Genomic DNA, 15,789 nt, shown 5'->3' with positions numbered 1-15,789 from the left:
AAAATATTGTTTTGGAGATGATAGTAGTCAGCTAAAAGACTATGCTTGGTATGGTAGATTGTTCAAAGGAACTAAACCAGTAGGGCAAAAAAAGCCCAATGCTTGGGGATTATATGATCTGCACGGAAATGTCTGGGAATGGTGTGCCGATGATTGGCATAATAATTACCAGGAAGCACCTAGTGATGGGAGTATATGGTTAGGTAGTAATAAAAATAAAGTGCTACGTGGAGGTTCTTGGTACTACGATGCCCTTCGCTGCTGTTGTGCTTGTCGTGGTAGAGGCGCGCGCGTCGATAGGGGAATCGACCAAGGATTTCGTGTAGCAAGTGGATTCCATAGAGTTACATAACCCTTTGCTCTTTTATCCTTTTACCCTTTCCACCTACCATCGAGTTTCTTTGTGAAATATTAAGTTTTGTTAATATCAAATGGGATAAAAGGGGGAGAGGGAAGAGGGGGAGAGGGGAATGAAGAATGTAGAATGAGTGCGAATGTGCGAAAAAATAATTAATTCTTAATTCTTAATTCATTTTTAGCCTTTTATTTTCCATTCGATCTAACTTACTAGTTTCAGTCTCAAAGTTAGCGTTTAAGCGCTCTAGCCATTTCCCGTTGATCGTCACGTCTTTTGATGGTTTCTCGTTTGTCGTGTAATTTCTTCCCTTTAGCCAAACCTAAACTAATTTTAATCCAGTTGCCCTTGATATACATTTTCAAAGGAACGAGAGTCAACCCTTTTTGCTCAATTAGACCAATTAATTTATTAATTTCTTTGCGGTGTAAGAGTAGTTTACGAGTCCGTCTAGGTTCATGATTAAAATAAGCTCCACTAGCATCATAAGGGGAAATATGGACGTTAAGCAATAAAGCTTCTCCATGACGAATTAAAGCATAACCATCCCGTAGATTAACCTTACCCGCGCGAATGGATTTAACCTCTGTACCTGTTAACTGTATTCCTGCTTCATAGGTTTCTAAAATTTCATAGAGATAGCGAGCTTGACGATTATCACTAATAATTTTAATTACTTCTTTGTTATCACTCATAAATTATTGTATATTTATAATAAGAGAAAGCAAGCATGAGCTTACTTACGCCCATACTCACCGCTATGGATTTAACTGAGATCAGGCTGTTGCGCTAATTTACACAACAGCTCTTGAAATCAGATTATTGTATTGTCAGAGATTACGGCGTTCTTAAGTACTACGACAATTCCACTACGAATATAGAACCCTTGTTCTTCACGTTCAGCTTCTTCCACATGATCCTTGTTAATAATCTGAACATTACTACCAATGCGGGCATTTTTATCGATGATGGCACCACGAATGATACTATTTTTGCCAATCCCTACTGGTATTTTACCAGATTCTAAACTTTTTTGTCTTTCTAAAAACGGTTCATAGTAATCAGCACCCATAATCAGGGTATCTTCAATCACAGAATTAGACTCAATCAAAGTCCGAACACCTAAAACCGAATGATTAATTTGACATTGCTTAACAATGCAACCATCACCAATAATCGATTCAGTGACTCGGCAATCTAACAATTTAGAGGGAGGTAGGTAACGAGAACGGGTGTAAATTGGTGATTTTTCGTCATAAAAGCTAAAAGGAGGGATAGGCTGCTGTGTCAGAGCCAAATTAGCCTCATAAAAAGCCTCGATTGTTCCGATATCTTCCCAATAATCCTTGAATAAAAAGGCTTGGAGATTATACTTATTAGCCGCTCCAGGGATAATCTCTTTACCAAAGTCGGTATCTTGGGGATTATCCTCTAATAATCTAGCCATTACCTCTTTATTAAAAATATAGATACCCATCGAAGCAATGTAGGGTTTTTCCTTAGCTTCAGCAGCGTTTAAACCCAATACCGTGGTATCTACCTGCATTTGTTTAAGGGCTTCTCCTTTGGGCTTTTCGGAGAAATCCACTACTCTACCATTGTCATCGATTTTCATTAAGCCAAAACTAGAAGCAGTTTTTTCCCCAATAGGCACAACGGAAAGGGTAATATCAGCTTTAGTATCTCGATGACGTTGGATAAACTCAGCATAATCCATACGATAGAGATGATCTCCTGATAAAATCAGATACTCATCAATATCCCATTCTTGGAATAACCAGATATACTGACGTACCGCGTCTGCTGTTCCCTGAAACCAGCTCGGATTTTCTGTGGTTTGTTGGGCGGCGAGTACTTCGACAAAACCTTCACTAAAGCTAGAAAAATTGTAAGTACGGCTTAAGTGACGATTGAGAGAAGCTGAATTAAACTGGGTTAAAACGTATATTTTGAGAATTTGTGAATTGATACAGTTACTAACAGGAATATCAATTAGGCGATATTTCCCCGCTAAGGGTACTGCTGGTTTAGCGCGTAACTTGGTCAGGGGATAAAGACGAGTACCCGCGCCTCCTCCCAGAATAATTGCTAAAACTCTTTTCATGTAAGATAACCTCGTATATTGTCAGATGATCTCTCACCTCAAGTTTAGCCCAATAGGGAAAGGTTACCTAATCTTGATTCAAGGATTCACGTTTCAAAAAGTTAAGCATAATCGGTGTAATTTCCTTAACCCAATGTTCTTGGGGATAATGTTTAGCTTCGGGTAGTTGTCTAAATTCGAGATAACTATTACTTGCTGCTAAGGTGGCGATCGCGCTACTGTCTAACCAAGGATCTAACATTCCCCACAGAATCAATGTTGGTTTAGTCCAAGTAGCTAGACCTGATTCTATTATAGCTAAAGATTGATTGAGTTGCAGGTTTTTGGTCGCAGCAATCAGCGATCGCCCTGCTGCGGAACTTTTCAGAAAGGGTTGACGGTATTTATTTAAATCTTCTTCTTCTATCACAAACCCGCTACCTTTTTCTAAGGTACGATCCACCAAGAGAGGATCTTGAGTTAACATTTCTCCTGCTAAGGGAATCGTCCACTGTTGCATTATCCACGGTAATTTAGCATTTTTGGTAATAGGAGTATTCAGGATAATTAAACGATGTATCTTCTCAGGGTATTTAAGGGCGTATTCAATTCCTACCGAAGGGAGAAAACCTTGAACTACTAGGGAGACTTTCTCTAGATTAAGGGTATCTAATAATGCAGTAAAAGCTTGAAGATAAGCCTCTCTGGTATAGGAAAACTCCCGCTGACTCGGTTTACTTGATGCACCAAACCCGATCCAATCAGGGGCGATCGCCCTAAATCCTTCTTTAGCTAATTCTGGTAAAATACCTCGCCAAGTATAACCATGGGAAGGGATTCCATGGAGTAGAATTACTGGAGGTTGAGAATTAGTTAGTTTTGTTTCTCGTAGATACCAAGTTAATTGACCGATGGTTAGATTTTGTTCTTGTATTATCACTGGTTAAAAGTTAATGTATCTTTTGATACAGAAAGAATTGGCAAAAAGCTAAATATTAAAGACTTTAAATCTAAACAATGATTTTGTCTAGTAAAGTTAGTACAAAGTTATGGGAACTTTAATTAAATCTAGTAATTTCCAGATGTCTAAAGCAAAAATGGTCAATAGAGGCAAAACAACTAACGGAGATTGGTTCAGTAGTCTCAAAAAAATTTTACCATCTTACTGGTTAGCCTGTATTCCTCTAGTAGCAATTATTATAGTTGTTTGGAATACAGCAGTACTAGCCCAAGATGGAGACGAGTTAACCCTAGAACAAATACAGGGAAATCTCAACGCAATCTGGGTTCTGATTGCCGCAATTTTGGTAATTTTCATGAACGCTGGTTTCGGAATGCTAGAAACAGGGTTCTGTCGTCAAAAAAACGCGGTCAATATTCTCACTAAAAACCTGATTGTCTTCGCCATCGCTACTATTGGTTACTGGGCGATCGGCTTTTCCCTGATGTTTGGTTCAGGAAGTCCTTTTATCGGCTTAGGAGGCTGGTTTCTCTCGGGTGAGCCTGCTACCTACGGCTTAGATCCATTTCCCGCGGGTTTACCTATACCCGTATTTTTCCTCTTCCAAGCAGCCTTTGCCGGAACAGCGGCTACTATTGTTTCTGGTGCGGTTGCCGAGAGAATCAAATTTGTAGATTTTTTGATCTTTAGCGTAATTATTACCGCCATATCCTACCCCATTACAGGACATTGGGTTTGGGGTGAAGGTGGTTGGTTAGGGGGTTTAGGGTTTGAAGATTTTGCTGGCTCTACCGTAGTACACTCTGTAGGTGGTTGGGCTGCCTTAGCAGGAGCAGCTATTTTAGGACCTAGAGAAGGTAAATATAGAGATGGTCGCATTAATGCTATTCCAGGTCATAATATGAGTATCGCTACCCTAGGCTGTCTCATTCTCTGGATTGGTTGGTTTGGCTTTAATCCTGGTTCAGAATTAGCAGCTAACGAAAGCGTAGCTTTTATCGCTGTTACCACTAACTTAGCTGCTGCAGCTGGCGGTATAGCGGCTACCTTTACCTCTTGGTTTAAAGACGGTAAACCAGACTTATCTATGGTGATTAACGGTATCCTCGCTGGGTTAGTTGGTATCACCGCAGGTTGTGATGGTGTTAACTATTGGGGAGCAGTAATTATCGGTATCATTGCTGGTATTATCGTCGTTTTCTCTGTCGGCTTTTTTGATAGTATCAAAATTGATGACCCTGTAGGTGCAACCTCTGTACACTTAGGTTGTGGAATTTGGGGAACTCTCGCTGTGGGTTTATTCAATACCGAAACCGGTTTATTCTTTGGTGGTGGTATTCAACAACTGATTAATCAAATCATCGGTGTCGTTGCTATTGGTGCTTTTACAGTTATCGTTAGTGTGATTGTCTGGATGATTTTAAAATCAAGCATGGGTTTACGCGTTACTCCCGAAGAAGAAATCGAAGGTTTAGATATCGGTGAACACGGTATGGAAGCTTATAGCGGTTTTGTTAAAGAGTCAGACGTCTTAGCTACTAGTTTTGGAGCTAGCATTAGTGGTTCTGAAGATTTAACCAGTTCTCTCGATTAAATATCTTATCAGATTTTTAACCTTGCCTACACCAATTTTTTAAAAAGGTGTAGGTTTTTCAATAAAAATATACAAAATTTATAAAAATTCATAAACAAATTGTAAATAAAATCATACTCTTGAGAATCAGCAATTATAATAATGGTTAACAGGATACTATCTTATAAATTTAACTAATTTTATGCCATGCAACTTAATGGGTATTTATCACAATATTCTCTCCCTGAAATATTTCAACTAGTGGAACAGGGACAAAAAACAGGTAGATTAAGTCTATACTACAATATTAGCAACCAAAATCATAGCCATTATATTTGGTTTAATAATGGTGAAATCGTCGCCGCTGCTAATCAATTAAACCAGGAGGGGTTAGCATCACTGATTGAAGAGAGAAAATGGCTAAAAAAAGAAATTATTCAAACAATTGCTAGAATTTGTGCTAGTGATACTCCTCTTGGTTTGTATCTGAAATCTCAAAACTTACTTAACGCAGAACAATTAAAAATTCTCTTCTATATCCAAGTTATGCGTCAGGTGTGCGAGTTATTTAAACTTAAAGAGGCAAAATTTGATTTTACTAGTAATACTAACCTCCCTATGGCGGAAATGACAGGATTGAGTAACCAAGTCACAGAAGTTACTCTAGAAGGTTTAAGAGTCTTAAAAGATTGGACTGTTTTAGCAGAAAAACTACCTGTACCAACATCAGGTTTACGCAGTATAATTAATGGTTATCCTAGATTAAATATTAATAATTTAGAATCCAGAGTCTGGGAATATACCGACGGGAAAACCTCTCTAAGTAAAATATCTCAACAATTAAATTTAACCATTGAACAAGTACAACAAATCGCTTTCCGTTTAATTATGGTTAATTTAGCTCAAGAAGTACCTATGCTCTTGACTCCTCCGGTTACTGAACAAATTAAATTACCTTCGGAATCTTCAGAAGCAGATACTAAGTCAACTCTGAGTAAATCTTTCGTCGAAGACTTGCTTAGTTTTTTGGGTAATTTTCAATAGACTTCTTACAGAAGTTAGCAGATAGGGGAAAAGGGAAATGAAGAATGCGCGAATGAGGGAATAGGGAATAGGGGGGAGCAGGCAGCTTCTGAGTATGGTATATAGGAATAATAACACCATTCAACCTAATACTTATTGTTGTGAAAAAATATCTACAATACTGTTTTTTTTGTCTAATCTCTGTGATGTTATTCGGTTGTCAGGTTAATTTTATAGCTGCTGACTCTAGAGAAGTTCCACAATTAGTCCAATCGATTCTCAGTGAACCAAAAACCTTTAATCCCGTATTGTCTTTAGAATCGCCAAATATTTTCTCGTTGACTTTTGAAGGTTTAGTCAGAGAAAACCCGATAACCGCAGAAATTGAACCAGCTTTAGCCGAAGGTTGGGAATTTTCCTCAGATAAGCTTGAATTAACCTTTAAACTAAAAGAAGGTTTACAATGGTCTGATGGTGAACCCCTAACCGCGGCTGATGTGGTTTTTAGCTATAATCAATTATATCTTAATCCTGATATTCCCAGTAGCGCTAAAGATACTCTGAGGATTGGTCGTGAACAAACCTTACCGATAGTCACTCAAATAGACGAAAATCAGGTTAAATTTAAGATTTCTGAACCTTTTGCTCCTTTTTTAGCCACTACTTCCCTATCTATCCTGCCTAAGCATATTATTGCTCCAGTTTTAGAGGATGGCAATGCTTTTATGTCTTTTTGGGGAATTGATACCCCACCCTCAGAATTAATCGTCAATGGTCCTTATCAGCTAGAAAGTTATTCTACAAGTCAACGCATCACTTTTAAACGCAATCCCTATTATTGGCAAAAACAGGTAACGGGATTAGATATACCTTATCTCGAAAGGGTAATTTGGCAAATAGTGGAATCAACAGATACAGCTGTATTGCAGTTTCGCTCTGGTCAATTGGATTCTTTAGGTATTTCTCCTGAGTATTTTTCTTTATTAAAAACAGAAGAAAATAGAGGTAATTTTACTATCTATAATGGTGGACCTGCTTATGGTACAACCTTTATTTCTTTTAATCTCAATCAGGGGAGTAGAGACGGAGTCCCTTTGGTAGATCCGATTAAATCTGGTTGGTTTAATAATCTGAATTTTAGAAGAGCGATCGCCTACGCTATCGATAGAGAGAGAATTATTAATAATATTTATAGAGGGATTGGTTCATTACAAAACTCACCTATTTCTCAACAATCACCCTTTTATAATCCTGATGTTAAGGTCTATGAATATAACCTAGAAAAAGCTAAACAATTACTCTTAGCAGAGGGGTTTAAATATAATCAGAATCAGGAATTATTAGACTCAGCTAATAACCGAGTTCAATTTACTTTGATAACTAATGCAGGTAATCGGATTAGAGAGTCAATGGGAGCACAAATTAAGGAAGATTTACGCAAAATAGGGATACAAGTAGATTTTAGTCCTATGGCTTTTACGGTGTTAGTAGATCAACTTAGTACCTCTTTAAGATGGGATTGTGTGTTGATTGGGTTAACCAGTGGTAATGAACCTAATTTTGGTGCTAATACTTGGTTACCTGATGGAAATTTACACTTTTTTAATCAACTTCCCCGAGGTGATTCTCAACCAATTGAAGGTAGAATTGTGGCTGATTGGGAAGCAGAAATAGGCAGATTATATATAGAAGGAGCAAGAGAATTAGACCTAGAAAAAAGAAAAGCTATCTATGGAGAAACCCAAATTCTAGCTCAAGAATATTTACCATTTATTTATTTAGTTAATCCTCTCTCTTTAGCTGCGGTAAGAAATCGTTTTACGGGAATAGAATACTCAGCTTTAGGTGGTGCTTTTTGGAATATTGAAGAAATTGGTTTATTGGAAGATTAGCGACGTTTTAAGAGGATAATTTTACTTACTAACAGAGTCGCGATCATAAAACTAGGTTCAGGAATAGTTGTGCTAAACTCTAAATCGTCAATATCCAGACTACCAATAGTTCCCGAACCAAAGGTTTGAAAAGATTCAATGGGGGGATCATTATCAGTAGCTAGTATTCCTAAAAAACCTGTACCATTGAGAGGAATTTCGCCAAAATCACCTAGAAGGGCAAATTCTTTAGCTCCTTGAGAACCAGGAAGAGGTTCAGGAGTGGTAAAATTAAAAGCAAAGGCTTCTACTGGTTCAGGAAAAGCAAATTCTTCTAAACTAGTAGGGAAAGCTAAACCTGTTCTAAGTTGTCCATTGATAACAGCCGCACCACCAATAGCATCTATATCCTCTGCGGTTAAACCACTAGGTAATGCAAAGGGACGAGGAGCGAGCAATTGATTAGGTATGTTAAAATTTTCTGTAACAATAGGTCGGTTTTGTATATGTGCTTCCCAATCTTCTTGATTATCAAAAAGATGGTAAGCTTGAGCAGGAATTGCTACAGTAACTGCTATAAGTGTTAAAGGAAACCATTTAAGCTTCATAGTGAGTCAAAATCCTTGATGACATGTAAATTTTAGCAACATTTCCTAAGAGTCATCAGTAATTTGTACCCAAAATCGGAGGATCTGGTCTAGCGCATTATTATCGCAAACAAAGATAGATTGGCAAGGGGAGGTTTCGACTTTTATCAATGGTTACAGAACAAGTATGACTGCACAATCTTCTCAACGAAACAAACCTTTCTCCCTCATGGGGTGACGGGCAGTCCGGCATTTATGCCCACAATGGATACACCGATAACGAGGGTGATGAAAAAGTTTGGCACAAAAAACCCGATGTTTGCCCTTAATACGCAGGTATCCTTCAGCAGCAATAAGCATCCCTGCAATAGGAGCAACAAAATAGAGCCAAATAGCTGTCCAGATACCAGACGGAAGAGCGGATGCAACCGTACGAGCCGGATTCATACCAAATCCAGATAAGGGGGACTCAAAAACAACGAAGCTAAAAATTAAACAACCTGCAAAAAATGGAGTCAGAGGAGCTAAATATTGTTGATTGCTGGTATAAAGAACCATTCCCATCATAATCACCGCTATAACAAATTCTCCCGCAAATGCAGCCTTAACGCCTGCTGAACCAGGTACAGTTACCGCATAATTTACAGGTGGATCGATAAAGGGCTGTTTTAAGAAAAATGCTACTATTAAAACCCCCAATAATCCCCCAATAAACTGAAATCCAATATAAAAAAACGCATCCCAGTAATGTATTTTGCCCAGTCTATAGAAGGTGAGTGTAACGGCAGGATTAATATGCGCGCCGGATTGCTTACCCCAAGGAGAATACATGATGCCCATTGCTGTCAAACCCATAGCCAAACCCATAAAAACACGCTCAATAAACGGATTAGGAAGCATTTGGTGAATCGGAGAATTGGGATAAAATAGAAGAGTACTCACGACTCCTGCCGCAATCATAAACATTCCTAATCCCCAAGCTTCCATTAGATATTCGGGCCAATGTTGCCGTAATGCTACCATCATTCTCATTACATTCACCTACCAGATATAAAATAGCAAAATTGACACTCCCACACATTCGGCAAAATAATCCCAATAATATTAACAAAATGCCCGAAAAAAGGTATGGTATCGATATAAAACAAATTATGGTCATTATTTACCTTGATTTGACTGGTTGTTAGCAATTGCAGTCCCCTCAGATGGAATTACTGGGATTATTTCTAGAATAATGGTCAAATAAACTAGAATTAGGCTGTGGTTGTTCTTGAGAAGGTCGCATTACTCGCCAAGCAAAAGTACCACCAACGACTAGAATAATTGCCATGATTGATCCTCCAATCCAATTAGCAATCCAATCATACTTTTTAGCCTCTTGGTTATACTCTCTAATTGACTGGGGTTTGTGATATTGATGAAAAATTTCATCAGTTAACCATTCTTTGGTAGCCTTGAAATTATGAATTGGAGTAGGTAACATTTCTAAATAAACAGCATTACGGATTAAATCTCCAATTTTTCCTTGAATTTCATACTTATTAAACAAATTAGCAACCCCTTGTTTAATACCTAGTTTCATCAAAGTACCCCGCAATTTTGGCTTAGCTGGATGTAACTCTTTATGCTCAGAAAAAGCTTTAATATTATTAGCAATAGTTGCAGCCTGCTGATAAGCTATTTGGGCTAAAGCCGGTAAAGGATGGTCTTGGACAACAGCACAATCACCAGCTGCAAAAACTTCAGGGAAATGGCTTAACTGCAAAGTAGGTTTAACTATGGGTAATCCATGTTTATCTTTATCTTCTGGCGGAATAGCTAAATTTTGTATGACAAGATTAGTGGCAGTACCAGCAGTCCAAATAATAGTTTCAGTTGCTAAAACTTCTACCTCATCCTTATCTTTATACTTATATATTAATTGGTTAGGTTTAACTGTTTGAACAGCTACACCTAACAACAATTTAACTGGAACAGTACGACTTTTCAGGGATAATAAAGCTGTTTTTCGTAAATGAGAATTAATATCCCCTGTTAAAATTTCTTGGCTACGATTAATTAAGATTACTTGAATTTCTTTAATGTTACCTCCTAGCTGTTCATACCAAATAGGTAAAAGATCCGCTAAAGTAGCCGCCATTTCAACTCCTGAAGGTCCAGCACCAACAACAGCAAAAGTTAGTGAAGCTTGGCGGTGTTCCTCATTGTTTGTTTGGCTAGCTTTGAGGAGACATTGACGAAGATGTTTTTCTAAGGCGATCGCATCTTCTCCAGTACGGAAGGCAAAAGCATTTTCTTGAGCTCCTTCTGTCCCAAAATAACCCTGAGTACTCCCCAAAGCTAAAACTAAATTACTGTAGTTATAATGTAACCCTGAGCCTAATTCTACCCGTTTTGAGACCAAGTCAACATTAGAAATAGTATCTTGTCTAAAAGTAACATTACTTCCTTGAAGTAATTCTTCATACCGCGGCAAAACTTGCTCAGATTCCATCTCTCCTGTCAGAAATTCAAACAGCAGAGGTTTAAAAACAAAGCGCGCGTTTTGGTCTATAAGAATAATAGGATGAGGATAGTGTTTATGACTTAGGTGCAAAGCACAAAAAAGTCCGACAAAGCCACCACCTAAAATTACAGTAGATTGGTTAGTTTCCATTTCCTTTGTTTATACAAGAGCTTTTTGTAATCGATAGAGCCAGTTATTGGCTAAACTAAGTTGAGTGGTTATTAGTAAAGGTTGATCATCTAAAGTAATTATTGCCTTATTTTCCTCAGTTATACTCAATTTAAATTGGTCAGCACTCCACTTTTTTTGATTCAGTCGAGAGAGCAATGTTTCCCAGTCAGTATCTTGGGGTAAGTCCATGACATCATCAATACCAAAATAAAGAGTTTGCCCCTGACGATAAAACTTAGGTTGAGGTAAATTGGGAGTAGAATAGGCTATCGCCTCCGAGACAGTCCGAGTTTTTTTTGGTGCGGACGCTAGTTCTGCTTCAGTTATTTGCTGACGAATTAATCTAGCTGCAGTATTATGAATGCCAAATGTACCAGCTAGTTGTGCGCCCATTTCTGCTTGTACTGTTATGAAAACGATTGCTATTAAACTCACCACCACATAACGCCATTCTACCTGTACTGTTTCTTTTCTTCGCCATTGATAGCGTTGAAATCCTCGCCAAATAGTTAACAACACTATAATCATCAAAGAAAAAACACCTCCTACTCCATGTAAATACATGGTTTCAAAAGCGGGTAATCCCCAGGGGCTTAACACCGAGGGGGGGGGATCCGCTAGCAACATTTCAAAAAAGCCAGCTGCTACGGTAAAAAAGGTTACAATCGCTACCGCCAGTAAATTCCACCAACCCAAATCGAAAAAAGCCGCCCGATCTGGTTTAATATGTATTAGTTTCATAATCGGGCGCTCTAAAGGATAGAGAAAACCAAACACATCAAAAAAAATAGCTAGAACAAACAGACCTACAGTAAAATGAACCAAATTAGGATGTATCGGTAAAGGATAGGGTAAGCCATTAATTCCTAAATCTAAACCGCTACTAGCATCAGTAATTAAGAATAAAAACATTGTTTTTCAATTGAGCAAATTTTCTTGAGGATTTTCTAGATTAGTTGCTTGTACTACTGGTTTAACATGAATGCCATGAACCCAGAAAACTTGAGTTCCCAGCATAACCTGATAAAAAACAAGAACAACAATTATCAACTTTGCCCCTAATTGTAGTAAAGATACCTTACTCGGATTGCGATAGCGAGTAATACCCTGCCAAAGAGTCAATTGGGGTAATAATAATAACAAAAGCCAGCCTACTGCCATATGACGATTTAAAACAGGCTGTGCTGCTTGAGAAGGCTCGGCTAACCCTGCTTCAAATTGACCAAAGAAAATCGCTACAAAAATCATTACTCCTGCTACTAATAAATTCCACCAAGCAGCATTGAGAAGACTTTGTCTTTTGGTTATGTAGCCTGCTACTTCAAAGATAAAAGAAATAATTACCATTGCAATCACAAAATGTACTACTATAGCATGGATAGGATCAATATAGGGTAAGTTTTCCTCGCTAAGAGTAAAAGTCAACATAGTTAATTATTACCTTCATCGTGATGAATCATACGGATAGCTGGTTCTTCTAGATCGTAAAAATGCCCTCTTCGCCAAGACCACCAAATAGCATAAAAAACGCAGATCATTACCAAGGTCATTGTTACTATAATCGGTATTGATATATGGTTTTGAGTAGCTCGATCAATACTGGCGATAGCTTGCTCTGTTAGATTAGGAGCATCCCTGAGATAATTATAAGTCCATTCTGTAATTGGACCATCATAAGCCTCTTTCCAACTACCGTTAAATTGTAGATAGCTAACTAACTGATTAATTTGCTCTTCGGACAAGTAATCAAAGCTCGGCATTAGTGCAGCAGGAAGAATTAAACGAGGGTTACGGATTAATTGGGTTAGTTTTATCTTTCCTTCTTCTCCTGGATATTTTCTCCCAATATTAGTTAAATCAGGTCCTTGACGTTCTGTGCCCATTAAATGGGGTGTTTGATAGGCATAATCATTAGGTAAAGAGGGTCGAGTCCCATAAAGATAAGGAGCATCAATTGCTAAAGGTCTTACTTGTTGAGTATGACAATAAACACAACCTTGTTTAATATAGACATTTCTCCCTTGCAGCTGATCTGAATTGTAAGCAATCAAACCAGGAGAGGGCGTAACATCAGCAGGATAAAGCCAACCAAGAGACTCATCGACGATCAAAGTTATACTAACAATAATCAGCACTCCGATTACAACTAGATAAAAACGTCTCATGAAGATCTCTCCCTTTCTATTGCTGCTGCTTCTGAAGAAGCTATTTCTGATGGAGGTACTCCACCACCTGCTTCAATCAACTCTATTTCAAGTTCAGGTGGAGATTGCATAGCGGCGATAATATTCCAAGCAAACATTGACTGGGCTCCCACCAAAAATAAACCACTATAGGTTCTCAAATAATAATAAGGAGCTCGAATAGCTACAGTTTCAGAGAAAGGCAATTGTTCTAACCAGCCTAAGCCTACTAAAACTCCGGCAATTTGAATTGGTATAAAATAAAGCCCAATGCCGACAAAATACAGCCAGAAATGCGCCGAAGTCAGAAAAGGAATTAACTTCCGTTTAAAACTTTTTTCTACCATCAAATAAATTAAACCATTAGCAGCAGGAGTAATAAAACCTAAAAAAGCTAAGTGAACATGAGCAATCGTGTAGTCCGTAAAATGTTGAACAATATTAACATCTTCTCTAGCCTGTATTGCTCCCGTAAGTGAAGCAAAAAAATACACAAAAGCTCCTAAAACTGAGAAACGTAGAGGTAAATTTTGCCATATTTTTTGCCATTCACCCCAAATAGTTCCCCCTAAAGATATACTGGTCGCAGTAAAGGGAAAAACCATGCCGATAGCAAAAAAAATCCCCATCATTGGGACAACTTTTGGTACAGGACCATAAATAAGATGGTGTCCTCCATTCCAAATATAAAAAGCAGCAAAAGTCCAAAATCCCCAGATAGCAATGCGATGGGCAAATAGTTTTTTATTTAGTTGCTTTGGTACTATGTAATATAAAATTGCTACTCCTGCGCCACTCATCCAAGAACCTACGGCATTATGACCGTAAAACCAATTAATTACTGCATCTTCTGCGCCGAAATAACTACGAAGATTGGCAGATACATAAATAAAATCAAGGGTTAGATAAGCAAAAGCAAAATACCAAATACTGACATAAAGCTTTTCATTCTGGCGATCCAAGACAGTCATCACTAAACAAACTACAACTGTATTGACGCATAAGAGCACACCAATGTTAAGAGGTAATATCCATTCTTCGTATTCTGCACCTTTAGTGAAGCCCATTGCCACAGTAATGTTGCCTAAAACCAGAATAAGATTATAAACCCAACCAGCAATTACTGCCAATTCTCCTAAATAGAGATGTCTGCGACACAAACGAGGGATTATGTAGAGAGAAGCCCCAATTTCTATACCACTGATCCAGCCAAAGACAATAGTATTAACATGATCAGGGCGCATTCTGCCAAAGGTTAAAACTTCTACGCCACCTAAAAAGTTAGGGTAAACCAGTTTTATAGCAGCTATCATCCCCAAACTCATGCCAATAATCATCCAGAAAACGGCAGAAAACATCCAAACACAAGCTGCCCGATCTTGTACCTTCTCAGGAAGACGCAATCCAATTAAAGTTTCTATCCATCTGGCTAAACCAGAAATTGGTTGATAACTTGGATTTGTTTGCATTTTTTCTTAACCTTATAAGAGCAAAAATTAAAAACAATTATAAAAACTGTACATTAATTTTTTGAAAATGTCAATTTAAGTCAGGGCTTTAAACAATAATTACGCAACGGTACTTTCTTTAAGGAGTTGACTAAAAAATGCTTTTGAATTAAAATAACAAATCATCAAAATGTCTGTCTAAAAATTGCTAGAAAAATTTTTTTTCTAGCTTTGAGAGATACCTCCGTTGTCTTTTTTTAGGCCATGCTCTTGTTGTCAATTACTGTAATATTTCGTGTTTTACAGCCTAAATGGATCAGAAAATCGGCTCTCGGTGTATCTATGGTGATAAGTAAAACTGCTTTGATTTAAACCGGGACATTTTGTCTGGGGGAAGGTATTAGGTGGAACGGTGTTACTAAATACTAGACCACTTATTCCATGATTGCCTGAGTAGTTACGTCTATTTTACCGTTCTACCTAACCCCTAATACCTAAAACCCAGTCTTAACCAGCTTGTCCCGTCTTAAAGAGAAAAAAATGCCAGAAGCAGGATTATTAACGACACATTGGTGATTCCTTATCTATTGGAGCAGCAAAAGGCGCACTACAGTTAGCCCATTTGACCAAATCAATCTCAAAAATGATAATAGCTATGAATAGTGTAAGAAATCCTCCTAGATAGGCAAGCACAGCAATTGTAATCTTATGTTTATTCACAATAAATCCTCTCAGTATTAGTAGATATCGACAAGTTTGATGCTATTCTCTCATTTATATAATACATTTTGTTCATTCTCGTGCTGTACAATTAACATCATGTTCCGTTTAATTAATAATCATAAACAGAATACGGATTAATGTTAGTACATTTTCAAGTCCTAAACCCCATATAAAGATTTCGGAGGAAAGGGGTTTGTAGGGAGGAGTTAGGTGGAACGGTTTTAGGTATTATATATTATTATTTTTATATACTATACTGAGAAGCTCCCTACTCCCCGTCTCCCCATCTCCCCATCTCCCCCTCT

Annotated in this window: 14 protein-coding genes; 4 read left to right on the top strand and 10 right to left on the bottom strand. The window is 37.8% G+C overall.

The window, feature by feature from the left end; translation table 11 throughout:
• On the top strand, nucleotides 1-352 hold a 352-nt coding region (locus EA365_15740), incomplete at its 5' end, for a formylglycine-generating enzyme family protein (protein ID TVQ42238.1).
• Nucleotides 353-585: 233 nt separating this feature from the next.
• Here the strand turns inward: EA365_15740 and smpB are convergent.
• The 3 genes from smpB to EA365_15725 form a co-directional block, all read right to left on the bottom strand.
• Nucleotides 586-1,050, bottom strand: a complete 465-nt coding sequence (gene smpB, locus EA365_15735) for an SsrA-binding protein SmpB (GenBank protein ID TVQ42237.1) — start codon at nucleotides 1,048-1,050, stop codon at nucleotides 586-588.
• A 119-nt stretch (nucleotides 1,051-1,169) separates the two neighbouring features.
• Complete coding sequence (locus EA365_15730; protein TVQ42236.1) at nucleotides 1,170-2,459, bottom strand: glucose-1-phosphate adenylyltransferase; 1,290 nt, start codon at nucleotides 2,457-2,459, stop codon at nucleotides 1,170-1,172.
• A gap of 67 nt (nucleotides 2,460-2,526) precedes the next feature.
• Complete coding sequence (locus EA365_15725) at nucleotides 2,527-3,372, bottom strand: alpha/beta fold hydrolase (GenBank protein ID TVQ42241.1); 846 nt, start codon at nucleotides 3,370-3,372, stop codon at nucleotides 2,527-2,529.
• 163 nt (nucleotides 3,373-3,535) lie between these two features.
• On the opposite strand from EA365_15725, the gene EA365_15720 reads away from it, so the two are divergent.
• The 3 genes from EA365_15720 (at nucleotide 3,536) to EA365_15710 (ending at nucleotide 7,887) form a co-directional block, all read left to right on the top strand.
• Nucleotides 3,536-4,993: an ammonium transporter gene (locus EA365_15720; GenBank protein TVQ42240.1), complete on the top strand. Its 1,458-nt coding sequence runs from the start codon at nucleotides 3,536-3,538 to the stop codon at nucleotides 4,991-4,993.
• Nucleotides 4,994-5,179: 186 nt separating this feature from the next.
• Nucleotides 5,180-6,016 carry a DUF4388 domain-containing protein gene (locus tag EA365_15715; GenBank protein ID TVQ42235.1) on the top strand — a complete coding sequence of 279 codons (837 nt, stop codon included), beginning with the start codon at nucleotides 5,180-5,182 and terminating at the stop codon, nucleotides 6,014-6,016.
• 185 nt (nucleotides 6,017-6,201) lie between these two features.
• Nucleotides 6,202-7,887 (top strand): ABC transporter substrate-binding protein, encoded by a 1,686-nt coding sequence (locus EA365_15710; GenBank protein TVQ42239.1) that lies wholly within the window; start codon nucleotides 6,202-6,204, stop codon nucleotides 7,885-7,887.
• Here the strand turns inward: EA365_15710 and EA365_15705 are convergent.
• From EA365_15705 to EA365_15675, 7 genes are all read right to left on the bottom strand, one after another.
• Nucleotides 7,884-8,474 carry a hypothetical protein gene (locus EA365_15705; protein TVQ42234.1) on the bottom strand — a complete coding sequence of 197 codons (591 nt, stop codon included), beginning with the start codon at nucleotides 8,472-8,474 and terminating at the stop codon, nucleotides 7,884-7,886. The two genes, EA365_15710 and EA365_15705, sit on opposite strands and share 4 nt — an antisense overlap.
• A 183-nt stretch (nucleotides 8,475-8,657) precedes the next feature.
• The gene (locus EA365_15700) at nucleotides 8,658-9,485 is read right to left on the bottom strand and encodes an aquaporin family protein (GenBank protein TVQ42233.1); all 828 of its coding nucleotides are present in this window, start codon (nucleotides 9,483-9,485) and stop codon (nucleotides 8,658-8,660) included.
• Between the two features lie 169 nt (nucleotides 9,486-9,654).
• Entirely contained in the window at nucleotides 9,655-11,109 is a 1,455-nt protein-coding gene (locus EA365_15695) for an NAD(P)/FAD-dependent oxidoreductase (protein TVQ42232.1), read from the bottom strand.
• 9 nt (nucleotides 11,110-11,118) lie between these two features.
• Entirely contained in the window at nucleotides 11,119-12,042 is a 924-nt protein-coding gene (locus tag EA365_15690; protein ID TVQ42231.1) for a DUF2231 domain-containing protein, read from the bottom strand.
• A gap of 6 nt (nucleotides 12,043-12,048) precedes the next feature.
• Nucleotides 12,049-12,558 (bottom strand): DUF2231 domain-containing protein, encoded by a 510-nt coding sequence (locus EA365_15685; GenBank protein ID TVQ42230.1) that lies wholly within the window; start codon nucleotides 12,556-12,558, stop codon nucleotides 12,049-12,051.
• A 2-nt stretch (nucleotides 12,559-12,560) separates the two neighbouring features.
• Entirely contained in the window at nucleotides 12,561-13,295 is a 735-nt protein-coding gene (ccoS, locus tag EA365_15680) for a cbb3-type cytochrome oxidase assembly protein CcoS (protein ID TVQ42229.1), read from the bottom strand.
• On the bottom strand, nucleotides 13,292-14,782 hold the full coding sequence (locus EA365_15675; protein TVQ42228.1) for a cb-type cytochrome C oxidase subunit I: 1,491 nt from the start codon (nucleotides 14,780-14,782) through the stop codon (nucleotides 13,292-13,294). Before EA365_15675 ends, ccoS begins: the two co-directional genes overlap by 4 nt.
• Between the last annotated feature and the right edge of the window lie 1,007 nt (nucleotides 14,783-15,789).

Origin of the sequence: Gloeocapsa sp. DLM2.Bin57 (assembly GCA_007693955.1) — a bacterium.
Lineage (GTDB): Bacteria > Cyanobacteriota > Cyanobacteriia > Cyanobacteriales > Gloeocapsaceae > Gloeocapsa.
The sequence above is the reverse complement of the archived record's forward strand: the minus strand, read 5'-3'. Positions and strand labels throughout refer to the sequence as shown.